At 42.0% G+C, this 25,773-nt stretch carries 15 protein-coding genes; 10 read left to right on the top strand and 5 right to left on the bottom strand.

Going from position 1 to position 25,773, the window contains the following annotated elements; translation table 11 throughout:
* Positions 1-215: 215 nt before the first annotated feature.
* Positions 216-2,882, bottom strand: a complete 2,667-nt coding sequence (locus ACFFRD_RS16915; protein WP_392482438.1) for a PAS domain S-box protein — start codon at positions 2,880-2,882, stop codon at positions 216-218.
* 390 nt (positions 2,883-3,272) lie between these two features.
* Positions 3,273-5,084: a translation elongation factor 4 gene (gene lepA / locus ACFFRD_RS16920; protein WP_012408259.1), complete on the bottom strand. Its 1,812-nt coding sequence runs from the start codon at positions 5,082-5,084 to the stop codon at positions 3,273-3,275.
* Between the two features lie 624 nt (positions 5,085-5,708).
* Here lepA and ACFFRD_RS16925 point away from each other — a divergent pair.
* The 4 genes from ACFFRD_RS16925 to ACFFRD_RS16940 all read left to right on the top strand — a co-directional run bounded on the left by ACFFRD_RS16925 (position 5,709) and on the right by ACFFRD_RS16940 (position 10,939).
* Positions 5,709-5,945, top strand: coding sequence for a hypothetical protein (locus ACFFRD_RS16925; RefSeq protein WP_012408258.1), 237 nt, complete (start codon positions 5,709-5,711; stop codon positions 5,943-5,945).
* 172 nt (positions 5,946-6,117) lie between these two features.
* Positions 6,118-7,905 (top strand): ATP-binding protein, encoded by a 1,788-nt coding sequence (locus tag ACFFRD_RS16930; RefSeq protein ID WP_114081039.1) that lies wholly within the window; start codon positions 6,118-6,120, stop codon positions 7,903-7,905.
* Positions 7,906-8,401: 496 nt separating this feature from the next.
* Positions 8,402-8,632, top strand: a complete 231-nt coding sequence (locus tag ACFFRD_RS16935) for a NifU family protein (protein WP_012408256.1) — start codon at positions 8,402-8,404, stop codon at positions 8,630-8,632.
* Between the two features lie 78 nt (positions 8,633-8,710).
* Positions 8,711-10,939, top strand: a complete 2,229-nt coding sequence (locus tag ACFFRD_RS16940) for a glycoside hydrolase (protein WP_392482439.1) — start codon at positions 8,711-8,713, stop codon at positions 10,937-10,939.
* 389 nt (positions 10,940-11,328) lie between these two features.
* Here the strand turns inward: ACFFRD_RS16940 and ACFFRD_RS16945 are convergent, their stop codons facing one another.
* A complete protein-coding gene (locus ACFFRD_RS16945; protein WP_114081041.1) occupies positions 11,329-11,673 on the bottom strand; it encodes an STAS domain-containing protein in 345 nt (114 codons plus the stop codon).
* A gap of 461 nt (positions 11,674-12,134) precedes the next feature.
* Between ACFFRD_RS16945 and ACFFRD_RS16950 the strand changes: the two genes are divergently transcribed.
* Complete coding sequence (locus ACFFRD_RS16950) at positions 12,135-13,187, top strand: protein kinase (RefSeq protein WP_392482441.1); 1,053 nt, start codon at positions 12,135-12,137, stop codon at positions 13,185-13,187.
* A gap of 557 nt (positions 13,188-13,744) precedes the next feature.
* Positions 13,745-15,781, top strand: coding sequence for a protein kinase (locus ACFFRD_RS16955; protein ID WP_392482442.1), 2,037 nt, complete (start codon positions 13,745-13,747; stop codon positions 15,779-15,781).
* Between the two features lie 95 nt (positions 15,782-15,876).
* On the opposite strand, the gene ACFFRD_RS16960 is transcribed toward ACFFRD_RS16955, so the two are convergent.
* On the bottom strand, positions 15,877-17,094 hold the full coding sequence (locus ACFFRD_RS16960) for a peptidase (RefSeq protein WP_392482443.1): 1,218 nt from the start codon (positions 17,092-17,094) through the stop codon (positions 15,877-15,879).
* Between the two features lie 486 nt (positions 17,095-17,580).
* Here ACFFRD_RS16960 and ACFFRD_RS16965 point away from each other — a divergent pair, with 486 nt between their 5' ends.
* The 3 genes from ACFFRD_RS16965 (at position 17,581) to ACFFRD_RS16975 (ending at position 22,309) form a co-directional block, all read left to right on the top strand.
* Positions 17,581-19,986 carry a GH116 family glycosyl hydrolase gene (locus ACFFRD_RS16965; protein WP_392482444.1) on the top strand — a complete coding sequence of 802 codons (2,406 nt, stop codon included), beginning with the start codon at positions 17,581-17,583 and terminating at the stop codon, positions 19,984-19,986.
* Positions 19,987-21,531: 1,545 nt separating this feature from the next.
* Positions 21,532-21,798: a hypothetical protein gene (locus tag ACFFRD_RS16970; protein ID WP_190961637.1), complete on the top strand. Its 267-nt coding sequence runs from the start codon at positions 21,532-21,534 to the stop codon at positions 21,796-21,798.
* A gap of 169 nt (positions 21,799-21,967) precedes the next feature.
* Complete coding sequence (locus ACFFRD_RS16975) at positions 21,968-22,309, top strand: HetP family heterocyst commitment protein (protein WP_242060672.1); 342 nt, start codon at positions 21,968-21,970, stop codon at positions 22,307-22,309.
* An 862-nt stretch (positions 22,310-23,171) separates the two neighbouring features.
* On the opposite strand, the gene rpe is transcribed toward ACFFRD_RS16975, so the two are convergent.
* Positions 23,172-23,879 (bottom strand): ribulose-phosphate 3-epimerase, encoded by a 708-nt coding sequence (gene rpe, locus ACFFRD_RS16980; protein ID WP_114081048.1) that lies wholly within the window; start codon positions 23,877-23,879, stop codon positions 23,172-23,174.
* 191 nt (positions 23,880-24,070) lie between these two features.
* Between rpe and ACFFRD_RS16985 the strand changes: the two genes are divergently transcribed.
* On the top strand, positions 24,071-25,663 hold the full coding sequence (locus ACFFRD_RS16985) for a S8 family serine peptidase (RefSeq protein ID WP_392482445.1): 1,593 nt from the start codon (positions 24,071-24,073) through the stop codon (positions 25,661-25,663).
* Positions 25,664-25,773 lie beyond the last annotated feature (110 nt).

The following is a 25,773-nucleotide window of genomic DNA, read 5'->3' on the forward strand; positions in this document are numbered from 1 at the left end:
TCCCCGACACTTTACAAATATCTAAACAACTACATTTACCTAAAAATACAAGTCTGGCGAATGCAGTGAGTACTTTTACTAAATTTTTAGATTTTTTAACAGTTATTTTGTTAAAGCTTATCAAAGGTTATCAACTGTGTGCTATCGATAGGAAGCAATGTATAATGCTAATTCGTAATTTAAAACACTTGAGTGCCCGTTTTGTAACTCAGGCTTTAAGAAGGGGTAACGACGCAAACAGTATGAACTCGATCGCGCCCTTGCTGTTTAGCTATATAGAGTGATTTGTCCGCAGCATTAATCAAGTCTTGCGGCGAAGTTTCGGAATTTGGCACAATGCTGGCAACACCTAGACTGACAGTAACGCGATCGCACACACTAGACTGAGCATGGGGAATAATCAAGTCAGAGACTGCTTGTCGAATAGTTTGAGCTACAGAGATTGCTCCTTCAATCTCTGTATTAGGCAGAATCACAGCAAATTCTTCGCCGCCGTAACGGGCTACTAAATCGGCTGGACGCTTAATAACACTTTTAAGCGCACTCCCCAATTGCCGCAAACAATCATCTCCTGCTAAATGCCCGTAAGTATCGTTGTAGCGTTTAAAAAAATCGACATCGAACAAGATTAAAGACAATGGCATTTGCTCGCGTTTGAGTCGATGCCACTCATTCTCAAGATACTGATCGAATCGGCGACGATTGGCTATTTGAGTCAAGCCATCTAAAGTGGCCAATCTTTGCAGTTCTTCATTGGCAGCTTGTAATTGCTGGTAGAGTACTGATTGATGAATAGCGATCGCTACCTGACTGGCTAACTGCTGCAACAAATTAACTTCAAATGCTTGCCAGTAACGAGGTGCGCTACACTGATGAGCAATGAGTAAACCCCACAGATGCTCCCCATTCAAAATTGGTACTACCATCGCAGCCTTGATTTGATAGAGTTGCAATAACTCAAAAACATCGGCTGAAAGATCAGACTCCTGAATATTATGCAGGACTGTAGGTAATCCCTGGTAATAGTAGCTAAAATCTCGTGTTCTCGAAAATGGGTGCAGTGTCTGCTCTAATCTCTGCGGGTAGTCATCACTCAGCGATTCTGCCGCAAAATAGCCATTTCCGTCGGATTCCAACTGGTAGATAGCAACGGAATCTGAACCCAAACATTCTCGAATACTGTTGACTGTTGTATTTAGAACCTCCTCCAAATTCAGTGATTGCCGAATCTGTTGAGTTACTTCAGTAATTAGCCGTTCCCCCTCTGCCTGTTGTCGCAGCAATCCTTCAGCTTGTTTGCGAGTGCTAATGTCTTCTACCGAGCCAAGAATCTGTATTGGAGTGCCGCTAGCATCTCTGGCAAATACGACTTCTCGTGTATTCAGCCAAAGCCACTCCCCATTTTTGTGTCGAAATCGGTATTCGGTGGAAAGAACTTCGTTGTCGCTAAGGTTGACGAAGCGACTTGGTAGATCATAGCAGAGGTGTTGGTCGTCTGGATGAAAGCAATTCAGGAACCACTGCGGATCTGCGTTACAAAATTCCTCTGGAGAGTAGCCTAAAATGCTAAGACTTTTTTGGTTAAGATAAATGCTCGTTCCTTTTAAGAGGTCAAATAAATACAAAATATGCGGTACGGTATTAGCAACCTTTTGGAGAAAGTCTTGACTTGAGCGCAATGCCTCTTCAGCTTTTTTACGTTCGCGCAGCGCGGCTTGATATTCACTAATATCTCGTCCCTCAGAAATAAGTAATGTTACACACCCGGCTTCATCGAGTATGGGACGTAGTGAAAAATCAATTGCGATCGCTCCATCGTCTCGATCCAAAACGTCAACTTCATAGCTAATAGATTCACCATTAGCAGCAGCTGCGATCGCAGTTTTTAATTGTGCTTGTGTCTCTGAAGAAATTGTCCACCATTTTGCTTCCCAAAATGGCTTACCGACTACTTCTTCTCGAGTAATCCCAGCAAAGTCCAGTGCTGTTTGGTTAGCCTCTAATACAATTCCATTGGGCTGAAGCAATCCGATAAACTGATTGGTTTGATTGAAAATCGCTCGGAATTTTTGCTCATTTTCACTTAATGCTTCTTCTACCTGTTTGCGGTCAGTAATATCTCGCCCAACAGATTGAAGTTCTACAAGAGTACCCTGATCATCAAATATGCCTCGAATAATCCAATGCGTCCACCGCACGCCAAGGCTTGCTATGGCACGATTTTCAATGGCAATCACGGGATTTTCGGAACTAATGGAATTTACCAGACTAAACACACGTTCCCGGTCTTCCTCAAACACAACAGGTTCGTAGTGTTGGGCAATAATCTCTTCTCGCTTGAGTCCAAAAAATCGACAGAAAGCTTCATTAACAAAGGTAACAATACCATCTGGTGAGCCTCTAGCAATCAGTTCCGTTTGATCTTCGAGGATGGCACGATAACGCGCTTCGCTCTCTTGCAATGCGGCTTCTGCCTGTTTGCGTTCGCTAATATCGAACACTAAACCCTGAAGTACCTGAGTTTGTCCATCCGCACAGAGAACAAGATTAGCTTGATCCCGCACCCAAATTGTTCTACCATCGCGCCTCATCATTCGATACTCGACCCTCAAAGGCTCTCCGGTGGTGATTGTCGTGTTTACAGCTTGCCAATAGCGATCGCGATCGTCTGGATGAGTGTAATTTAACCAACTATTAAAAAAACCGTGATGCCAATCTTCGGGAGCAATGCCTAACAATTGTTGCAGTTGCGGACTAATATAAGCTTCTTGAGCAGTGCTATTAATCGGTAAAATATAAACAACGCCCGGAATTTGTTCTACCAGAGTGCGGTATTTTTGCTCTGCCTCAGAGAGTTCTTCTTGGGCTTGCTTGCGACTCATGATGTTTTGAATTTCTACAATAAATATATATTTTGCTGTTAGAAATCCTGCATTAGAGGCACGCTCAAGGATTTTTGAGCCAATGGCTAGTTAGTCTCTGGCTTTCTGAAAGCTAAACCTACCAGCAGCAGGCTGAAACTCTTACGCTTGAGGCTGCTGTTGACAGCCTTTGTAATTAAAATTAACAGATATTGAAAAAGAATTCAGAATTCAGAATTCAGAATAAAAAATTTTGGTGGGGGACTGAAAATATTAGATTCAGACGCTTTTGCTAGCTTGCTGCTTTGCAGGAGTATGCGGACTCGCTTTGCGTAGCGATATCCGCCATTCGGACTCAAATTCATTCTGACTTCTGACTTCTGACTCCTGACTCCTGACTCCTGAATTCTATTAGCTTTGATCCAAGCGCAGTACTGCCATAAAAGCTTCCTGCGGTACATCTACAGTACCTACAGATTTCATCCGCTTTTTACCTTTTGCTTGCTTCTGTAAGAGTTTCTTCTTCCGGCTGATGTCACCACCGTAGCATTTGGCTAGCACATCTTTCCGCAAGGCGGGGATATGTTCGCTGGCAATAACTTTACTGCCAATAGATGCCTGAATTGGGACTTTGAATTGATGGCGAGGAATTAATTCTTTGAGTTTTTCTGCCATTGCCCGCCCAACGTTGTAAGCTTTGTCTCGATGCACAATCATCGCCAAGGAATCCACAGGATCGCCGTTAATCATGATATCCAGCTTCACCAGAGGGTTCTCACGGTAGCCAATGAGGTGATATTCCATACTAGCATAACCGCGCGATCGCGATTTCATCTGATCGAAAAAGTCAGTTACAACTTCCGCCAAGGGGAGTTCGTAAGTCAGGGTGGTTCGTCCTTGGGCGAGATATTTCATATCTTTAAAGATGCCCCGGCGATTTTGTGACAACTCCATCAAGCTGCCGACATAAGTTTCCGGCGTAATCATCTCTACTTGGACGTATGGTTCTTCAATTCTTTGGCGATCGTTGGGAGAAGGCAAACGGCTAGGATTATCGATGTACAGTTCCTCTCCTTTGAGAGTAATCACCTTATAAACCACCGAGGGGGCTGTAATGATTAAATCGAGATTATACTCCCGCTCTAGGCGTTCCTGGACGATTTCCATGTGCAGCAAACCCAAAAACCCGCAACGGAAGCCAAACCCCATCGCGCTCGAAGTTTCTGGTTCGTAATGCAGGGCTGCGTCGTTGAGTTCCAGCTTTTCTAATGCTTCCCGCAAGTCTTCAAATTGGTCAGCATCAATGGGGAACATCCCACAATAAACCATTGGGTTCGCTTCTGCGTAACCTGGTAAGGGTGACTCAGCTTTTGCCTTACTAAGGGTAATTGTGTCACCCACCCGTGCATCAGCTACTGCTCTAATTGCCGCTCCCAAATAGCCTACTTCGCCAGCGTGGAGTTCTTCTACTTGCTTTTGAGTGGGAGAAAGCACACCTAACTCATCAATTTCAAATTCTTTACCAGATGCCATTAAATGAATGCGATCGCCTTTTCTGACAGTGCCATCCATCACCCGGAAATACACAATTACTCCTCGGTAACTGTCGTAATAGCTATCAAATATTAACGCTCGTAACCGTTCATTTATGGTATTGGGCGGTGGCGGTATCCGCTCGACAACTGCTTCTAAAATCTCATCAATACCAAGTCCTTCTTTAGCAGAAGCCAGAATCGCACCACTGCAATCTAGACCGATAATTTCTTCAATTTCGCCAATTACCCGTTCTGGTTCTGCCCCAGGCAAATCAATTTTATTCAAAACCGGAATAATTTCCAGGTTATTCTCTAAGGCTAAATAGACATTTGCCAAAGTTTGCGCCTCCACACCTTGGGAAGCATCTACTACTAATAGCGCTCCTTCACAAGCAACAAGAGAGCGGGAGACTTCATAAGAAAAATCCACGTGTCCAGGAGTATCAATTAAGTTCAGCACATACTGCTGACCATCCTTAGCTGTGTAGTTCATCCGGGCAGCTTGCAGCTTAATCGTAATGCCGCGCTCCCGTTCCAGATCCATGTTGTCGAGAAACTGTTCCTTCATCTTTCGGTCTTCAACAGTGCCAGTTGCTTGTAGCAAGCGATCGGCGAGGGTTGATTTCCCGTGGTCGATGTGAGCAATAATACAAAAATTGCGAATGCGAACTGCGGGAACGTCAGTCATATACTATCTTTGCCTTAGCAGCAACCAAAGTTAAAAGAGCAATTTACTTAATGTATTTTAATGCTTTCTTAGCCAAGACGCTCCGTTTTTAGTGCTGAGTTCCAAGTGCTGTTAGCGGATAGCTAGGGTTTAGCCCATGCTGAGTTAGGAGTCAAAAGTTAAGAGTTAAAAGTTAGGAGTTAGGAGTTATTATTCTTCCCCTGCTCCCCTGCTCCCCTGCTCCCCTGCCCCCTGCTCCCCTGCTCTCTTCACCCCATCTTTAACTTTCGATCTAAATAGGTGGACTTTTAAGAATATTATGAAAGTCTATTTGTCGCTGCTAGTATTCAACAGCTAGGAGCGTACAATAAATGTAAATAAGTACATGTAGGGATCATGTAGTGATCTTGGGCAATTACGACCCGTAATTACTCATAATCACTGATTTATCGGCAAAACTTCTAGAGCCATTGTCTAGTCAGTTATATGAAAAATGCGATTTGAAACTTAAAGCTGTTACTTTGGTGCTATTTCGGGGAACTATGTAAATGTCCCCTTGAAGATTTTTCAGTGAATTAGCCCAAATGATGAATATAACTACTTTACAAAGCTTTAGACAAAACCAATTCAGAGTATATCAAACCTATGAATATGCAAGAGAAAACTACCGAAGCGGAAAACACACGAGCCGATAAGGTAGAAATTGCCGTCCGCCTGGACTCCGAGTTACTAGAGCAAATTCAGCATCTCACCAATGACCCAAGTAAAGTGATTGAGGTAGCAATTCGCCAGTGGTTGCGTGGTGAAATCCTCAGAGATGACGAACTGACGCGCACCCCTGTGCGTACCCCCGTCCCTCCTCGCGGTGAATGGAACGATTAATGCCATCAGTCATCTGTTAATGCAAGTTAAAAAAGGTGAAGTTTGTCAAGCTGGATTTCAGAACACCAAGAAATACCCAATAAAAGCAAAAAAGCTGTAAAAATTTATGTATAAATTTTAGCAGCTTTAGTAAAATTACGGTCGGATATCCTTTGTCTATCCAACTCAATTAATGACTATTACTGCCAATTCCCAATTGCCGAATGTATTTTCCCAAAATCTGGAATCTATTGCCAGTAAAACTGATGGCTCATTACCAACTCTAGGAGCCGAGTTGGTGTATACGCAAGATGGGGCAGGGCGCTATCTGACCTTTCATTGGCAGCACAGCGAACTCCTGGGGTTAAATACCGAAAAAATAGTTGACGAGCTGAACCAGACGCAAACCTTTGCCCCTGTGGATAAGGTTAATTATGTGGAACGATTGCACCGAATTTTGACAAGTTTGGTGCCAGAAAGGTTTCAGTGTTGGTTTAGCTACCATCAGGAATTATTTGAGTTGGACTTAGTGATTAGTCCGATTATGCCGAGTCTGGGAACAACTGCCACTACAGTTTTAGTTATGGGACGCTTAGTGCAAGCGACACTCAACAAAAAACAAGCGCGTGTGGCATCCAAAACGCCCACACAAATAGAGTTGGCTTTACGTTCACAGCAACATCAAAAACTGGTAAATCGAATTACCAGAAATATTCGTCGGACATTGGATTTAGATATTATTTGGCAGCAAACAGTTGACAGTTTAGGAAAAGCACTGCGGCTAGAGCGCTGTATTATTTGTCCTTATCAGCCCTCTAGCTCAAAAGTAAAAGTGAAGGCTGAGTATCGCCAGCCAGAACTCAGATCAATGCTAGGCTCAGAAATAGATGTAGCTTCTGAGCCTGCCTTTGCTCAGGCTTTGACAACCCTAGAACCAGTTGTGATGGAAGTGCCTGGATGCACAGAGTCTGGGCGGCAGAAAACTTTGGTGGTTGCGACTTGCTATCAAGACCAAGCCAATGGATTGGTTGCCTTGAATTGGCAGGATGAATGCTACACATTAACAGAATCGGAATTAGAGCTAGCAAAAGAAGCAGCAGATCAATTGGGAACTGCGATCGCACATGCTACTTTATATGAAGAATTAGAAGTAGCGCGTCAAAAAGCCGAAGAAGCTTCCCGTCTCAAAAGCGAGTTTCTGGCTAATGTATCCCATGAAATTCGTACCCCCCTCAATGGCATGATTGGCTTCTTAAAGCTGATTTTGGAAGGGATGGCAGATGACCCAGAAGAACAAAACCAATTTTTGGCAGAAGCTCATAACTTATCGATACATCTACTAAATATCATCAACGACATTTTGGACATTGCCAAAATCGAAGCTGGTAAAATGGAGCTAGCTTACGCTCCAGTGAAGCTAAATGAGCTATTTAGTGATGTAGAAAGTTTCATGCGTCCCCAAGCAGAAATGAGAAACCTCAGCTTTCGGATGCAAATGCCTGCTACCTCAGATGAAATCATTGTCCAAAGCAACTACCAACGCTTGCTCCAAGTGATGCTCAATTTGCTAGGTAATGCCATCAAATTTACCCATGAAGGCGGTGTCACCGTCAGCGCCGATTTAGTACTCAAAAAATCGAAGCTTCAAGGCCAGCAATTTCCTGGCATGGTAAGAGTCCGTGTGGCAGACACAGGCATCGGTGTTTCCCTAGACAAACAAGATAAACTGTTTCAATTATTCTCTCAGGTGGATGGCTCACGCACTCGCCAGTATGGTGGCACAGGTTTAGGACTGGCAATATCTCAGAAGCTAGTGGAAGCAATGGGCGGCGAGGTACATTTTTATAGTCTGGGTGAAGGACTTGGTTCAACAGTGACATTTACAGTGCCACTATATCAACAGCCAGTCATGGTTTCGTCTACTGATAGCGATTCAACAGACAGTGCTGTTAGCGATAGCGGGGCATTTAGCCCGTTATGAGTTTGTCATTGGTCATCTGGAACATTACCAATACTGGGTTTGAAGTTTTATAATTTAAATTTTCTTAGTAATTATTATTCAATAAATAACAAAATTGGGCATGGAAGATTGGAAATAATTCCGTCTCTAGACCACAAAATTGTATAATTATGGGCTGGGTTGAAGAACAGAACACAACAAACGCCTAAATGTTGACTTTTGCTCCGCTTTACTCAAAATTTACAAAAAATAGATTTTTGACTCCTTTTTACGGTGACGTGTACTTGGAGAATTAAATCCTGTCTTCCGTCTGACTGCAAAGCAGAACCTAAAAGCTAAAGTAAAGTAGGAGGCTCACACGAAAACTTTGTTCAGACAACATGGAAAATAAGATTTTGGATAATAGTTAACGAGTAATAGCGCATCTGGCACAGGAATCATTATTATTCAATGTCCCATGCCACATGCCCCATGCCCCATTCCCAATGCCCACCATTAACTTAGCAGGTCTAAAACTATGGAACTCACAATTGACAACGTTGAAACAGTCTTAGATGAAATGCGCCCTTATCTCATGTCTGATGGCGGCAATGTGGAACTTGTAGAACTCGATGGGCCTGTTGTAAAGCTGCGCCTGCAAGGTGCTTGTGGTTCTTGTCCCAGTTCTGCAATGACCCTGAGAATGGGTATTGAGCGCCGCCTAAAAGAAATGATTCCTGAAATTGCGGAAATTGAACAAGTGGTGTAAAAGTTAGGAGTTAGGAGTTAGGAGTTATGAGTTTTGAATCAACTCCTAACTCCTCATTCTTAACTCCTAACTATTCCTATGTCCCATCCTCTCTACATCGCTTTTATCTGGCATCAACATCAGCCTCTGTACAAATCTCCTGGTAGTGCCCTATCTCCCAGTCAGCAGTACCGCCTACCTTGGGTACGTTTACATGGGACTAAAGATTATTTGGATTTGGTATTGCTCTTAGAGCGGTATCCTAAGTTACACCAAACGGTGAATTTAGTTCCATCGCTGATATTACAACTCGAAGATTATATTGCTGGGACTGCTTTTGACCCTTACCTCACAGCCTGCTTGACACCGGATGAACAACTCAGCCAGGAACAGAGGGAATTCATTATCCAACACTTTTTTGATGCCAATCACCATACGTTGATTGACCCACATCCCCGCTATAGCGAGTTGTATCAGCAAAGGCAGGAGAAGGGGCAAGCCTGGTGTTTAGCAAATTGGGAATTGCCTGATTATGGTGATTTGCTAGCTTGGCACAATTTAGCTTGGATCGATCCACTGTTTTGGGATGACCCGGAAATTGCTACTTGGTTAAAACAGGGTCGGAATTTTACTTTAAGCGATCGCCAGCGCATTTATTCCAAACAACGAGAAATCCTCAGCCGCATCATCCCCCAACACCGCAAAATGCAGGAGGCTGGGCAGCTAGAAATTACCACTACGCCCTACACCCACCCGATTTTACCCTTACTCGCTGATACTAACTCCGGTCGGGTAGCTGTGCCCAATATGACGCTACCTAAGCAGCGCTTTCAGTGGGAAGAAGATATTCCCCGTCACTTACGGAAAGCTTGGAACTTTTATAAAGACCGCTTTGGACAAATACCTCGTGGTTTGTGGCCTTCGGAACAGTCAGTTAGTCCGGCAACACTTCCACACATTATTAACCAAGGATTTAAGTGGATATGCTCAGATGAAGCTGTCTTGGGATGGACGCTGAAACACTTTTTTCATCGGGATGGGGCGGGGAATGTGCAGCAACCAGAACTGTTGTACCGACCCTATCGGCTACAAACCGCAGAGGGTGATTTGTCAATTGTGTTTCGTGACCACAGATTATCAGATTTGATTGGGTTTACCTACAGTGCGATGCCCGCAAAAAAGGCAGCAGCAGACTTAGTGGGACATTTGCAAGCGATCGCTAAAATGCAAAGAGATAGTCAAAGCGAACAACCTTGGCTAGTTACCATTGCCTTGGATGGGGAGAATTGCTGGGAATTTTATCCCGAAGATGGCAAACCCTTCTTAGAAGCTTTGTATCAAAGTTTGAGCGATGAACCCCACCTCAAACTCGTCACCGTCTCCGAATTTCTCGAAGAATTCCCCGCCACAGCCACCATTCCCGGTGGCCAACTACATAGTGGTTCTTGGGTGGATGGCAGCTTCACCACCTGGATCGGCGATCGCGCCAAAAATCGGGCTTGGGATTACTTGACAGAAGCAAGAGAAATGCTCGCAAGTCATCCCGAAGCAACGGAAGAAAACAACCCAGAAGCATGGGAAGCATTGTATGCCGCAGAGGGTTCAGACTGGTTTTGGTGGTTTGGTGCAGGACACTCCTCAAATCAAGATGCCATCTTTGACCAGTTATTTCGAGAACACTTGTTTGGCATTTACAAGGCATTAAATGAACCTGTACCGCCTTATCTCAAGCAACCAGTGGAAATCCACGAAGCACAAGGAAGCCACACCCCACAGGGGTTTATCCATCCTGTTATCGATGGTAGGGGTGATGAGCAAGATTGGGACAAAGCTGGACGCATAGAAATCGGCGGGGCGCGGGGGACGATGCACAATAGCAGTGTCATCCAGCGACTTTGGTATGGTGTAGATCACCTCAATTTCTATGTGCGGCTGGACTTTAAAGGTGGCGTTGCACCAGGGAAGGATTTTCCTACAGAGTTGAATTTGCTGTGGTTTTACCCAGAAAAAACAATGGTTAATAGCCCAGTTCCTTTGGCAGATGTACCAGATGCAGCCCCGCTTAATTATCTTTTCCACCATCTTCTAGAAGTTAACTTACTGACGCAATCGATTCAGTTTCGGGAAGCTGGAGACAATTATCAATGGCAGCCCCGTTTCAGTCGCGCTCAAGTAGCAATAAATAGTTGTTTAGAGTTGGCAGTACCGTGGGCAGATTTGCAAGTTCCGCCAGATTATCCCCTGCGTCTGATTTTGGTGCTTGCAGATGAAGGGCGTTTTTGCAACTACTTGCCAGAAAATGCTTTGATTCCTATTGAAGTGCCTTAGAATTTAATACCCTTGGTTTTATAGCCATTCTCATTTGAATGAATAGTGGCGTACAGATGTACGCCACTACGAGGATATATCTTTCATCTATGGTTAATTATTTTTATGTGCCTATAGAACTAATATAGGAATCCGCTTTGGTTTTTGTATCCCTCACGGGAGCGTAGCCATACTTACTTGCGTGGGAAGGCAAGAGGCAATAGGCTAGGACTTACGCACGAGTTACAGAATAACGAACCGCAGAGGCACAGAGGGCACGGAGAAATCAGAGTTTGAGAGATAATTTGCGTAAGTCCTATAGGCAATACAAAAGAAGGCTTTTTGAGTTGTACGGAGTTTTTTCACGCAATCAAATAGAATTTCTATATATTGACTATTCTGTCTGCATCTTAGCCCTTTTTGTCCACCTCCAAGGTTGCCAATATTTGGCGATTGAATTCCTCTTGATCGGCAAAGATTTGAAAAATTCTATCTACTTTAGTAAGTTGAAACAACATCCTGACTTGCTCGCTGATAGAACAGATAAAAAGTTTACCATTAGCACTTTGCACTATTTGCATTACTGAGATTAAAGCACCTAAACCAGAGCTATCAATAAGCTTTATCTCTTTCATATCAAGCAAAAAAGTATTGGCTCCTTCTGTGATAAGTCCACTAACTTGACGACGTAGTTCATTACCTCTGACATTATCTAAAATTCCTGACAATTGTAGTACTATTATGCTCACTTTCATGTTTTTTCAATATTATTTTGATTGAAATAATTTAGGAGTTTTGGAATAAGGCTGACCGTCAAATTTGCCATAAAGGAGCGATAGTTCTCAAATGATATATCTGCTTGTTTTTGAGACTATTTAGCCCATTTAAGCCCTAGTTAGCTGCTGCAAGGCTAACGCGCTTATCCACATTAACAGCCATAACAAAGACTCGCAAGACTAACCCCAAAATATCGACCGTCATAAATCGCTATCAAGAAATGCAGGGGGATTCATGTAGACGCATTCGCGGAGCGTCTCGTAGAGAAGTGGCTACTCTCACTATGAGTTCTCCAGAGGAGTACCGTAGATACTGTGTGTACTTTTGCGTAAGTCATAAGAAGAATAATGATGATTTAGCAAAGTTCCAGTAATATTACTGTTATTAAGGAATATTTGTCGTAGGATTAGAGACATTTTAGAGCAGATATTCTATACTAATGAATCGCTTTTCTCAGAAAATAACGAATTCTCAAGAGAGCATTTCACAGCAAACTCAACTTGGTCAGATGTGTGCTTCCAAGAAGCTATTCCGCGATCGCTATCAAATATTGCAAGTTCTAGGTAAAGGTGGTTTTGGCATCACTTTTTTAGCCAAAAATGCCGTATTACCTGGGCATCCTCTATGCGTCATTAAACAGCTTTGCCCGAAAGTGACTAGTCCCCAAAGTTGGCAAAAGGCATGTGCGCGTTTTGAAAAAGAAGCAAGAACTTTAGGTCAACTTGGTAGTCATTCGCAAATTCCCATGCTGCTAGACTACTTTCAGGCGAATGAGGAGTTTTTTTTAATTCAAGAATACGTACCGGGTTGGACTTTAGCCCAAGAAGTGCGGCGAGGTGGGCCCAAAAGTGAAGCCTCCGTAAAACAGTTTTTACAGGAATTATTACCAGTATTACAGTATCTTCATAAACATCATGTGATTCATCGGGATATTAAGCCCCAGAATTTATTGCGGTGTGAGTATGACAAGCGGGTAGTGCTGATTGATTTTGGTGCAGTGAAAGAGCAAGTAGTTGATGCTTGTGAAAACTCTACCAATCAAGCTGTAAATACCAACTTTATTGGAACTAGGGGATTTGCGCCACCAGAACAGTATTCTCTTCGCCCAGTTTATGCCAGTGATATTTATGCACTGGGTGTAACTTGTATTTATATGTTGACTGGTAAAAGTCCTTTAGAATTTGATTACCACCCAAATACTGGTGAGATATGCTGGCAAAAAGAAGTAAATATTACCGATAGTTTCGCCAAAACTTTAGGCAAAATGGTGAAGATTACATTAGACGATCGGTTTAAGAATGTCGATGAAGTAATAAAAGCTTTAAGTTATGAAAGCTATTTGCCTACTTTAGCTAACTGTCTAACTACCCAAAAATTAAATAATAAAAGTATTACACAATACGAAAACTTTAACGAAACTCCAGATGTCTACATGCCACCAGTTACCAGAACTGCTAATGCTATTCGGAAATGGAGAGCGAGACTTAAGTAAACAAGGTAGCAAAATTAAGTTAAAAGTTATTTGTGATGTATCAAATAGTTGTAGATCCTCATAAATCTCCATTAAAAAGTGGGATTAGGGGGATCTCAATGTGTCTAAAATCACAGCAAAATCCTTTTCAAATAACCTTTTATTTCCTAAAGTATCAAATTAACAATTATCATGAGCAATTGAAAATATCAAAAACAAATCTAGTAACCATTGCGACTACATTTCATCGTCAGTGATGGTTAATTAATCAGGGTTTTACTTAATACTTAGTCAATTTGTGCTTGTCAATATACAAGCACAATTACTAGGGGTAGTAGTTTAGAGAAATATTTCTATTCAGATTATTATATAATCGGAAGAATAATTAATTTTATGGCTCTCGTAGTTTTCCACAGAAAAGGAAGACTGACTACTATTTACAAACGCTAACTATATTAAGTAATTCCCCAATCCCCAAAACAGGGTTTTCTACCACAAGTAAGCGAGAGTCAATTTTCTTCAGGGACAGTTCGGGGCAAACTTAGCCTAAGTTGTTATGCAGTCGCGCCTGTCAGATCATGATCTGCTGCTTAAATCCCGATTGCCTAAATCCCCTGAATTCCAATGGAAAGAAGTTTTGCCAAAGTTGTAGCACCCCGTTGGTGTCACTTTTAAGAAATCGCTTCCGTGTCATCCGAGTCCTTTCAGATGAGGGGGGATTTGGCAGAACCTATCTATCAGAAGATGTCGATAAACTCAATGAACGCTGTGTTATCAAGCAATTAGCTCCAAAGTTTCAAGGAACTTGGTCGCAAAAAAAGGCGATGGAGTTGTTTGCCGAAGAAGCGCAGCGACTACAAGACCTTGGGGAACATCCCCAAATTCCAACTTTAATAGCTTACTTTGAGCAAGATGGCTGCCTATATTTAGTGCAGCAGTTTATCAATGGCGATAATTTGTTAAAGGAGTTGCAACAGCGCAAGGGTTATAACGCTAGGGATATTCAATCTATTTTGCTAGATTTATTGCCTATCCTGAAATTTATCCACGATCGCAAAGTCATTCATCGGGATATCAAGCCAGAAAATATTATCCGCCATAAAAGTGATGGGCGATTAAGTCTGATTGATTTTGGTTCCTCAAAGCAATTCACCGCCAAAGTTCAGCACAAATCTGGCACATCCATTGGTTCACATGGTTATTCTCCCTTAGAACAAATTAGAGATGGTAAAGCTTTCCCTGCCAGTGACTTGTTTGGTTTAGGCGCTACCTGCTTTCATCTGCTAACGGGAACTTCCCCCTTTCAATTGTGGATGGAATCGGGGTACGCGTGGGTGAGTAATTGGCGAGAATATTTGCGGAGTCCATTAAATGCTGAGTTGGATTTTGTCATCGACAAACTTTTAAAAAAAGATATCCATGAACGTTACCAGTCAGCCGATGAAGTTCTCAAAGACTTAACTCCAAAACAACTCCTTGCCCTACCACCAGCCGGGAAGTCATCTGGAAAAATCCCCGCGACTCAAGCCCCATCTTTACCAAAAAGTTATCCCTTACTGAGAACTTTAATTTTGGTAAGTGCTTTTATTCTGTTGTTCGGATTCCAAGAATCTTGGTATAAACATTTTCGTCGGATTCAAACCAGTTTAGTTTCTAGGCTGAGTCAGCATAATAACTCTGGCAAAGATGACGTGCTTTTAGGTCAACCACCAAAGATTACTTTGGGTAGGGTTTCCTTAGCTAACACCATCCAAGGATATGAAAACTCGGTTTTATCCGTCGCCATCAGCCCTGATGGTAAAACCATTGCTAGCAGTGGAGGCGATGGCACAATCAAACTTTGGAATCTCGCCACCGGGAAAGAAATATCTTCACTCAACGCCTATTCTCAGCAGGTGAATACGTTAGTAATTAGCCCAGATGGGAAAACTCTGGTAAGTGCCAGTGATGACAGCACTATCAAAATTTGGAATTTAGCAACAGGAAAACAAATTCGCACTCTTACAGGGCATTCTGACTCAGTTCGGGCCCTAGCGATCAGCGCTGATAGCGAGACTCTGGTGAGTGGTAGTGATGACAACACCATCAAAATCTGGGATTTAGCCACAGGAGAGCAAATTCGGACATTGGTAGGGCATACATTTTGGGTGCGATCGCTAGCCATCAGTCCCGATAGCGTGATTCTTGCTAGTGGTAGTTTTGACAAGACGATCAAAATCTGGAATCTCACAAAAGGGTACTCAATCCGCACACTAGAGGGAAATTATCAAACAGTAACAGCTGTAGCTATTAGCCCAGATGGGAAAATTTTAGCTAGTGCTAGCCGCGATCGCACCATTAAACTTTGGGATCTACTGACAGGAAAAGAAATTCGCACACTGGCGGGACACGCCAACACAGTCACAACCGTAGCCTTCAGTGCCGATGGTAAAATTATTGCCAGTGGTAGCCGCGATCGCGCCATCAAACTCTGGAATTCGGCCACAGGAGAAGAAATTCTCACATTAACAGGGCATACCAACACCGTGACATCTGTAGCCTTCAGTCCTGATAGTAAAACCCTTGTCAGTGGTAGTGAAGACAACACCATTAAGATTTGGCGGTTGTCTCAGTAAAAATCTTTCCTCTACTAGAATGTCCCTCTCCGGCTCGGAAAGGGACATATTTTGCGTAGTAAAATCAGGCAGAGGTTTTCATACAACCTAAATTATCAGAAGATAGTCAATCTATATTTACCGCGTTCCTGTGGATTTTTGGAACTGACAACTACATAGTAAGTGTCATCTTCAGGCAACCTAGCTCGGTCAATTAAAGCGCTGTAGGTGCCAGCTTTATCTTTATCCTTATCTATAGCGATCGTCTGTCCTTTTGAATTTAGCAAAGCTACGTAAGGAGAAAATTCTTCATCAACACTATCTACACGAATACTTACAAGCTGATTTTTTCTTCCTTGGAAATTAGATACATTGTAAGCGCCTCCATTTTGTTTCAAGGTTGAGCTATTGGCGCTTAGTTGTCCTGCTTCATCTAAGGTATAGCTAGCTCTGTCATTCCTCAAAGCCAAACTATAGCGACCGATCTCACCAGAATCTCGGCTAGTAACTGCAATTTTGTAAGTGCCATTCTTAGGCAACCGCGCAAAAATGAAGGCATCATCGCCATCACTGCTTTTTTCCAAAGTGCCTTTTTTGACGATGATATTATCATCAGGATCGTGCAGAAATAACAAAGGATTTAAACTCAAGTTATTTGATCTGCGTGTATCTTTACTACCAACAAGCCTAATTTGAACTAGTTGATTTTCTCTACCTTCAAACTCATAGAAATGAAAATATCTACCTTGAGATTGAAAGTCACTCTTACTCAGAATACCCAATGCGACATCTACAAAGTTAATCTCTTTATAAGTAGGTGTTGCAGGTGCAGAAACTGCCGGACGATCGATATTTTGGTTGCCACTTCTAGCTACATTAGAACTTGGCTTGCGAACTCTCCCGGAACCATTTGAATTAGAAGCCCTACCTCCAGACGATCTAGATACACTACTATTGGAACGATTAGAATTTGAGTTATAAGTCCTACGTCTAGATGATCTAGAAGTAGAGTCATCATTTGAAGCATTCGAGGTTGGCTGGGAAGTTTCTGTATTAGAAGATATAGGACGAGTCTGGATTGGCGACTCAACAGAAGATGTCTTCTTCCTTGGAGATATTGATGCTTGAGAAGCAGGAAGTTGCTCAATTCCTTTTTTTACTGCTTCTGGTTGTCTCTCATCTGGTGATTTAGCAATTATGAAGCCTTGAGAATGTTGAGGTTTACCCAAAGCATTTATAGGTAGCACATTGCTCGCGATCAACAAACTACTACCCAAGGAACAAATTAAAATGCGGCTTAATTTGTGGCAATAGTTTTTGGTTTCTAGTAGCATAATTACGCTCCTAATTTTGCGGATGATTTCGTATTTAAGAGATAGACAAATTTGAAGTCAAAAAAATTATATTCCTATTGAAACTCATAATACACTGTGGTGGAAGTTTGCCTACCATATCAAACAAGAGTATTTTGCTAAGTCTTGTTTGATATGGTAGCAGCTGTACTAGAGTGAATATTAATTTTGTAAGTATATACTGAGCTACAAGCTGAAATTACTACTTTTCGGATTTTTGCCGAGATATTTTTGTCAAACTGAACCAGATACTACTAAGTAAGTGGGCGTAAATAATTATCGGCGGGATAAGGCAATAGGCAATAGGCAATAAGTGGAGCGGAGCGCAACCCAACATATATCAGGATGTTGGGTTACGCAAAGCCTCCAGACTACTAAATCGAGAAGGCATATTGTTTGTGCCCCTTGAGAAAAATCGCACATCGCGCTAGTCTTCATGGACGTAACTGCACGCTGTAACATTAGGCGATGACAAATCAACTCTCTCCGAAAATTCCCTCTTGTACTTGGAGCCGTCCCATCGGTTTAGGCTGGGACAAACCTTATACTGTCCGCTACGCAAGTAATATCGATGATGGCCCTTGGCATGGTATGCCTTTAGGTGGCTTTGGTGCAGGTTGCATCGGTCGTTCTTCACGGGGAGATTTTAACCTGTGGCACATCGACGGCGGTGAGCATACCTTCAAAAACGTCCCCGCTTGTCAATTCAGTGTATTTGAATCCAATGGCACATCTACCCAAGCCTACGCTTTATCCACCCAAGGGCCCGATGATGGTACTCTCAAAGCTTGGGAGTGGTATCCAACGCTTCCCAGTACTGAGGGGACGGGTAATTATCACGCCCTATACCCACGTAGCTGGTTTGTGTACGAAAATGTATTCCAAGCACAGTTGACTTGTGAGCAATTTTCCCCGGTTTGGGCAGGTAATTATCAAGAAACTAGCTACCCTGTAGCAATATTCCTCTGGAATGCCCACAACCCCACAAATGCACCAATCACTCTCAGCATTATGCTCACTTGGCAAAATATGGTGGGCTGGTTTACAAATGCCCTCAAATCTCCCGAAGTGCGGGTGCGTGATGATGGTAGTCCGGTTTACGAATACCAACCACGTTGGGGCGAAAGTCAAGGAAACTATAATCAAATAGTTGAAAATCCACAACAGTTTGGCTGTCTTTTAAGTCGGGTTGGTAGTGATGCTTTGCAAGAAGGTGATGGAAATTGGTGTATTGCGACGCTGAAGCATCCTCAAGTGGAAGTATTTCACCACACTCGCTGGAATGCTGAAGGAACTGGTGATGAGGTGTGGCAAAGCTTTGCGAAAGATGGTTCTTTGTCCAATTATATAGATGCTAATCCAGTCGGAGAAGGTGAACAGTTAGGGGCTGCGATCGCACTCCGTTTTACTCTCCAACCAGGCGAAACCCTCGAAATCCCCTTTGTCCTCGCTTGGGATTTGCCCATTACAGAATTTGCCGCCGGAGTCAACTATTATCGCAGATATACAGACTTCTTTGATAGAAGTGGAAATAATGCTTGGGCGATCGCATCTACTGCCCTCCAAGAATATCAAACCTGGCGATCGCAAATTCAAACTTGGCAACAACCCATTCTCGACCGGGAAGATTTGCCCAACTGGTTTAAAATGGCTCTATTTAATGAGCTTTATGACCTCACTAGCGGCGGTACTCTCTGGAGTGCAGCAACAGAACTTGACCCCATCGGTCAGTTCGCGGTGCTGGAGTGCCTAGATTATCGTTGGTATGAAAGTCTAGATGTGCGATTATATGGCTCTTTTGCTCTACTGATGCTGTTTCCAGAACTGGAGAAGTCGGTGATTCGGGCATTTGCACGGGCGATTCCTCAAGGTGATGATACACCGCGAATCATCGGCTATTACATGACAATCAAAGCTGAAAGCCCAATTGCAGTTCGCAAAGTCGTCGGTGCAACACCCCACGATTTAGGCGCACCAAATGAACACGTTTGGCAGAAAACCAACTACACAAGCTATCAAGACTGCAATTTATGGAAAGATTTGGGTAGTGATTTTGTCTTGCAAGTATACCGTGATTTTCTGCTCACAGGTGCTGACGATGTAGAATTTCTAGCAGATTGCTGGCCTGCGATCGTTCAAACCCTCGACTACCTGAAAACCTTTGACCTTGATGGTGATGGGATTCCTGAAAATTCTGGTGCGCCTGACCAAACCTTTGATGATTGGCGGTTACAGGGTGTCAGCGCCTATTGTGGTGGTTTGTGGTTAGCGGCGTTGGAGGCTGCGATCGCAATTAGCGATATTTTATTAACTCATAAACTTGGCGATCTTGGCGGCTTGGCGGTTCAAAAATCCATCTATGAAACTTGGTTACAACAATCTCTTCCTATTTACCAAGAAAAACTTTGGAATGGGCAATATTACCAACTTGATAGTCAAAGTGGTTCCGATGTGGTGATGGCGGATCAGTTGTGTGGACAATTCTACGCCCGACTATTGGACTTACCAGATATTGTACCGAGCGATCGCGCCCTTTCTGCCCTGAAAACTGTTTATGATGCGTGCTTTTTGAAATTCTGCAATGGAGAGTTTGGTGCTGCGAATGGTGTTCGTCCTGATGGTTCACCAGAAAACCCTAAAGCTACTCATCCCCTAGAAGTTTGGACTGGGATAAACTTTGGGCTAGCGGCTTTTCTTGTGCAAATGGGAATGAAAGATGAAGCGTTGAGGTTAACACAGGCTGTAGTCGAGCAAATTTATGAAAATGGGCTGCAATTTCGCACCCCTGAGGCTATCACCGCAGCTGGTACTTTCCGCGCTAGCACCTACTTACGGGCAATGGCAATCTGGGGAATTTACTTAGTTATTAATTGATTAGCTATCATAACGGTTCTCATACCCTGCGGGTTCGCTGAAAGCGTTCTCGTAAGAGTAGCCGCTACGCGTCTATGGATGCAATATATGACCTCTCTCCAAACCTCTTTATTAAAAGGAGAGAGGCTTTGAATCTTACTCCCCTTCCCTTCAAGGAGAAGGGACTGGGGCTTAGGTCTGTATTCGATGCAATTGAGAACCGCTATAGTATATACGTTGCCAGGATTAGCCTGTCTTTATCTGAGAAAGCAGAGTTTAAATTTGTGATTTTATTTTCCGACTGTTTCCGGAAGCAAAGGAAAATTTCAGTAATGGTAAGAGTTGAAGTAGTGAGAACTCTAGACTACTCTATGCCGACTATATCTTTGTTTTAGACCGAGGTATTATTGTTGAGCAAAGCACTCATCACAAACTCATGGCAATTGATGGTTTTTACTAGCATTTAGCCCAAGTGTCACAGCATCCATAATCTCTACTTGATAAATTTTTAAAATATAAAGACATAGAGAAATTACTGTTTAATAAAATTGACAATATCATACTTTCTAATATTTTATATATTTAACTAATACATATTTTTATTCAAAGCATCTTAATACAAATATTTTACATTATTCAATTGATAATAATTGAAACTATAGCAATCCTCTTTGTTTTTTGTTCGCGCAGCGTAGCGTAGTCATATTTACTTGCATAGTTAGGCAAGAAGTAATAGGAAAGAGTTTTTCAAAAATAAAATATGGGTGCTATAGGCTAGCTGTTATTAATAGCTGATAATCATGAAATATTCACGATTGGTTTACAGCGATTTTATTTAGATACATTGAATTTATAGTTCTTGATTTACAAGAACTATCAGAAGAATAAATACCATTATCTAATTGAACTTATTAAGAAAATAGGCTCAAGGCTATGGCTGCGAATGTTTTTTATTCTTTAGCAGTTACTATTTTTAGAAGTTGTTTTACATCATAGTTAATGGTAGTATTTTCTAGAGACTCGACAATAATAAAGGGTTTAAATTGAGATTGTGTGGGGGGTCAGACCCCTCATAAATTAGCAAAGGAGGACAAAATTAAAAGTTGCACAATAGGCAAGTACGTATCGAAATACATTCAGTAAATTTAACTTAAAAATCTACTAACTCAGTAGATGACATTAACGACAAAAAATAGTATATATACGAATGACGTTGTTAAAGCTCAAAGATAAATAAATTTTTTCCACTACTAGAAAAAATATGAAAACTTGCCGGAAATTGCTTAATTAACCAGTAGTAAGAAATACAGGCGTTTTAACAGAGAAAATTGATTGAATTAAAAGTCGATAAAGTTTCAGAGGATAAAACTGCATCTACCAAGAGCTACGCCTAGACTTTTGTCCTACCAGTCAAATGAGAAGACAAAAGATAAATTTTTACCTTTCAGTTACTAACAAGTAAAAGCTACAGTTTCCTCAATTCATCGGAGGGAATCTGGATAATTAGGAATGAGCAGCCAACAAACTTGCTTAAAAACTTGATTGTTTTTAATCAAAGGTTAGTTCATGAAAATAATCATCAGGTCAAATGCAGTCGAAACCTCAAGCCAAGGGGACAGTTCAGCAATGAATCTATATAATTTGTATCCCTACTACAAGCTAGCTCTTGCTCAAACTAGTTTATTAGGGGAGTTATCAGCCAAAATTACTAAAACTCTGCTTAATAGCGCCAAGGTAAAGCTCAAACAGCAGAGAACTTTCAGTCTGTATCTTTACCGCTCAAAGCTGCGGGAGCTAATCAGAGCTTGGGAAAGTTATGTACGCATCTGTTGATAGATGAATTTTTAGCCCTCGTCAACATCCAACACCGCCAAATTGCTGATAATTTCCCGAAAGCGATTTAACAACTGCAAAAAGATTAATGCAGTTTGTAAACCTCAATTGAAACGACAACAATCGCAGAAACTGAACTAGTTTACTTCATCCAAAATAATTAAACACTATGATGAATCAAGACATTGCTGGTATTAGTAGTAACTTAGATACAACAGTAAAGGCTCAACAATTTGATAAAGTAGTTGAAGCAATTATTGCTGGAAAGTACTCCTGGGCATGTGTTTTAATGCTACGTTTTGCTGGTTATAATCCTCTCCATTACATTCCGTACCGTACCTACAACCGATTACTGAAAGAAAACTCTCAAACCAACAGAACAAAACAACAGCAAAGTGAAAATCTAAAAATGCTGAAACATTCTAATGATTCAAGACCTGCTTATCTTGAAGTAGTTGGAAAGCAAAAAACAGAAATCCGCGGCGTTAGTTTAGACCAGAAATTGGGATAGACAATTAACAAACATTAATCAAGGAAATCGCCATTAACTCAAGATATATCCTTGAAAGGCTGTGGAGCCAATTAAAAAATAATTTGGAATCAAGAAATTCTGCCCTAGAGTTGATTGAGTATCTGAAAGCCTGCCATGCTAATTTAAAATTGATTGCATGGTAGGTTTTCTATCGCAGTGATTAATTTGATATTTTTTTGCAAAAATCTGCCAAAATGGCAAATATATACTGACGACATTGGTAAACTAATAACAACGGCAATTTCAACCACAATAGAGGTGATTGGCAGCAAGCAAGTTAATTTAAAAACATAAAATCAATGATTAGTTCTGACTATGAAATAAATCAAACTGATTACAAAAGTAGTCAGCATTTCATGGAGTAAATAACTCCTATCCCAAGGCAAATGATGCAACCGTTGCTAATGGTGGTTCTTGTTCTGAGGAAGTCTGAGCGAAAAGAATTTGAGGAGGTGGATTCCCCCAATCCAAATTTTACACAACTTTCATTGACTGCAGACGATGTGAGTAATGCTTAGAAATACTTTCTATCTTGTGATTGGTGTTGCTTTATTTAATAAAGCAAACGCTTAACACCAATAACAGGGACAGAAACAGGAAAGTTATGGTGAAATCGTGGTCTTGGCTGGTGGAACTAGTGGGTCATACGCTTCTCTTTCAACTATTTTAATCCTAGTCCTCCCAACCTGGATTATCTCTGCTTTCTAAATTTTCAATTTATATACTAAATACTGGAAGTTCAAAACTTGAAGAGCTTTCAGTATTTTTATGTGTAAATAAAAATAGGGTGAGCAATTTGCCCACCCTATTTTTTGTAGAGAATGGTTAATCCAGCAATGAATTAAACCTTAGCTAATTCTGGGGTAGGACGCTTGCTGTTGCGAATTGATGTAATAGCCTCAGCATAATCTTTAGCATTAAATACAGCTGAACCGGCGACAACTGCATTAGCTCCTGCTTCTAAAACTTGCCAAGTATTATTTGCCTTCAGCCCTCCATCCACTTCAATCCAAGGGTCAAGACCGCGTTCATCACACATTTGACGCAGCTTGCGGATTTTGGGTAACACACCAGGGATAAAGCTTTGACCACCAAAACCAGGATTGACGCTCATAATCAGTACTAAATCGCACAAATCTAGAACGTATTCAATTAACTCTAGAGGACTACCAGGATTAAGTACAACTCCAGCTTTCTTACCAAGCTCTTTAATTTGCCCCAAGGTACGGTGCAGATGTGGAGAAGCATTATGTTCGCAGTGTACGGAGATAATATCAGCACCCGCTTTAGCGAATCCTTCTACGTACTTTTCTGGCTCCACAATCATCAAGTGGACATCCAGGGGCTTGGTTGTAACCGGACGAATCGCCTCCACAATCAGAGGGCCTATCGTAATATTAGGTACAAAACGACCGTCCATTACATCAACATGAATCCAATCTGCTCCAGCTGCGTCTACGGCGCGAATTTCGTCACCCAGACGGCTAAAATCGGCTGATAGGATAGATGGAGAAATTACAATGGGCTTTTGAGATAGGTTTTGGGTCATGGCTAGTGGGTTTTTAAGCGTCCTCGTCTGTAAGCATTGTAACAAAACATTGAGCAAGACTCATAACTTTGATCCCGGCTTTTTTGGAAGATAGGGAATAGGGTACAGGTTACAGGGTACAGATTCCCTATCACCTGCTACCTGTAACCTCTCCCCTAATTTCATTACCAATGACAAATGACAAATAACAAATGACTAAAAAACTAACCTGGATAATTTGGGGATTAAGTGCTTCTTGTCTGAGTGCGCCGGTAATTGCTTCGGCTTTAGAATCTGCTTTGGGAACTAACGGTATTGATGCTTTGAAGCTGCACCAAGCTCCTTATAATTTAATCGGTCGTAAGATTGCTATTGGTCAAGTGGAAATTGGTCGGCCGGGAATGTTTGGGTGGGATAAAGCGGTGTCTAAAAATCGCGCCATATCTTTAGCGGGAGTATTCTTACGCAATGGGCCAGCTAAGTCTAATAGCGGTGTTGACCCTCACGCCTACAATGTTGCTGGTGTAATGGTAAGTCAAGACAAAGCTTTGCCGGGAATTGCTCCAGGAGCAAGATTGTATTCGTCTGCGGTGGGTTCTACTAAAAGCATGGGTCAGCCAGAAGAGTGTTTATCGGCCCAGCACATAGCGCTACAAAATGGTGGTGATGTCCGTGCCATTAATTTTAGTTTTGGTGAACCTCTCAGTCGTGACCCTAGACCAGAGGCTATTTTAGACGGCAATGCCTTACTAACTTTATGTGTTGACTGGTCTAGCCGTGTTCATGATGTTTTGTATGCGATCGCAGGTAATCAAGGTAAAGGTGGTATTCCTATTCCTACAGATAATTTTAACGGAATGAATGTGGCTTTTTCATCCCGTCGTGGGGGAGTTTTTAACAAAGTAGATGTGGCTAATCTGGCGGGTGCTAACCAAGGAGTCAGTGGCAGGCTAGCTGGAAGAGAATTTAATCTTGGTGGCCGCCGCGCTATCAGTTTAGTTGCTCCTGGGAATAATATTCCTTTACTCAATCCAGATGGCAAATTGAACAAGGTTACAGGTACTAGTTTTGCCGCACCTCAAGTTACGGCTACTGTTGCTCTATTACAAGAATTTGCTGACCGACAGATACGTACAAAACAACCCCACTGGAGCATTGATTCTCGGCATCATCAAGTAATGAAAGCTGTATTGCTGAATTCAGCAGACAAAATCCAAGATAGTGGCGATGGCTTGCGGTTGGGAATGAGCCGGACACTAATTGATAAACAAAATCAAAACTGGCTAGATTCTGATGCTTATAAAGATCCAAAGATTCCCTTGGATGCTCAAATGGGAGCGGGTCATTTAAATACATTTCGCGCTTATCAGCAATTGAGTGCTGGTCAATGGCAGCCATCAGCTGCGGTGCCAGCTATTGGTTGGGATTATCGCAAAGTGGATGTTGGAGCATCTGTTGACTATGTGTTAGCAAAACCGTTAAAGCAGGGGAGTTTTGTTGCTGTCACCCTAAGCTGGGATCGATTGGTAGAACTCAACGATAAAAATACAAATCAACAATATGATGTGGGCGAAAATTTTCGCGATCGCGGTTTGAATAATCTCGACCTATACTTAGTAAAAGCTGATGCCCAATCAGATGCTGGTGCTGTTTGCTCTTCAATCAGCCAAATCGATGGTGTAGAACATATTTTCTGCCCCATTCCTGATACTGGCAATTACAAAATCCGCGTCCAGTTTCGTCAAAAGCTTAATGAAGCAACTCAACCCTATAGTTTAGCTTGGTGGAGTGTACCTATCAATTAAAATAGGTCAGCATAATTTTCATCTATTTGAACAATACTCTCCTATCGGGGCGCATAGACGTGCGTCCCTATGAAAGTTCTGTATTTCATGCAACTAAAAATGTTATTCTA

The sequence above is a fragment of the Nostoc sp. C110 genome (assembly GCF_043099725.1).
In the GTDB taxonomy this organism is placed as follows: domain Bacteria; phylum Cyanobacteriota; class Cyanobacteriia; order Cyanobacteriales; family Nostocaceae; genus Nostoc; species Nostoc muscorum_A.

Coding starts and splice junctions, on each gene's coding strand:
- ACFFRD_RS16915 (WP_392482438.1), bottom strand. CDS start 2,882: ATGAGTCGCAAGCAAGCCCAAGAAGAACTCTCTGAGGCAGAGCAAAAA.
- ACFFRD_RS16925 (WP_012408258.1), top strand. CDS start 5,709: ATGAATATGCAAGAGAAAACTACCGAAGCGGAAAACACACGAGCCGAT.
- ACFFRD_RS16945 (WP_114081041.1), bottom strand. CDS start 11,673: ATGAAAGTGAGCATAATAGTACTACAATTGTCAGGAATTTTAGATAAT.
- ACFFRD_RS16950 (WP_392482441.1), top strand. CDS start 12,135: ATGAATCGCTTTTCTCAGAAAATAACGAATTCTCAAGAGAGCATTTCA.
- ACFFRD_RS16985 (WP_392482445.1), top strand. CDS start 24,071: ATGACTAAAAAACTAACCTGGATAATTTGGGGATTAAGTGCTTCTTGT.
- ACFFRD_RS16960 (WP_392482443.1), bottom strand. CDS start 17,094: ATGCTACTAGAAACCAAAAACTATTGCCACAAATTAAGCCGCATTTTA.
- rpe (WP_114081048.1), bottom strand. CDS start 23,879: ATGACCCAAAACCTATCTCAAAAGCCCATTGTAATTTCTCCATCTATC.
- ACFFRD_RS16955 (WP_392482442.1), top strand. CDS start 13,745: ATGATCTGCTGCTTAAATCCCGATTGCCTAAATCCCCTGAATTCCAAT.
- ACFFRD_RS16970 (WP_190961637.1), top strand. CDS start 21,532: ATGAAAATAATCATCAGGTCAAATGCAGTCGAAACCTCAAGCCAAGGG.
- ACFFRD_RS16975 (WP_242060672.1), top strand. CDS start 21,968: ATGATGAATCAAGACATTGCTGGTATTAGTAGTAACTTAGATACAACA.
- ACFFRD_RS16940 (WP_392482439.1), top strand. CDS start 8,711: ATGTCCCATCCTCTCTACATCGCTTTTATCTGGCATCAACATCAGCCT.
- lepA (WP_012408259.1), bottom strand. CDS start 5,084: ATGACTGACGTTCCCGCAGTTCGCATTCGCAATTTTTGTATTATTGCT.
- ACFFRD_RS16935 (WP_012408256.1), top strand. CDS start 8,402: ATGGAACTCACAATTGACAACGTTGAAACAGTCTTAGATGAAATGCGC.
- ACFFRD_RS16930 (WP_114081039.1), top strand. CDS start 6,118: ATGACTATTACTGCCAATTCCCAATTGCCGAATGTATTTTCCCAAAAT.
- ACFFRD_RS16965 (WP_392482444.1), top strand. CDS start 17,581: ATGACAAATCAACTCTCTCCGAAAATTCCCTCTTGTACTTGGAGCCGT.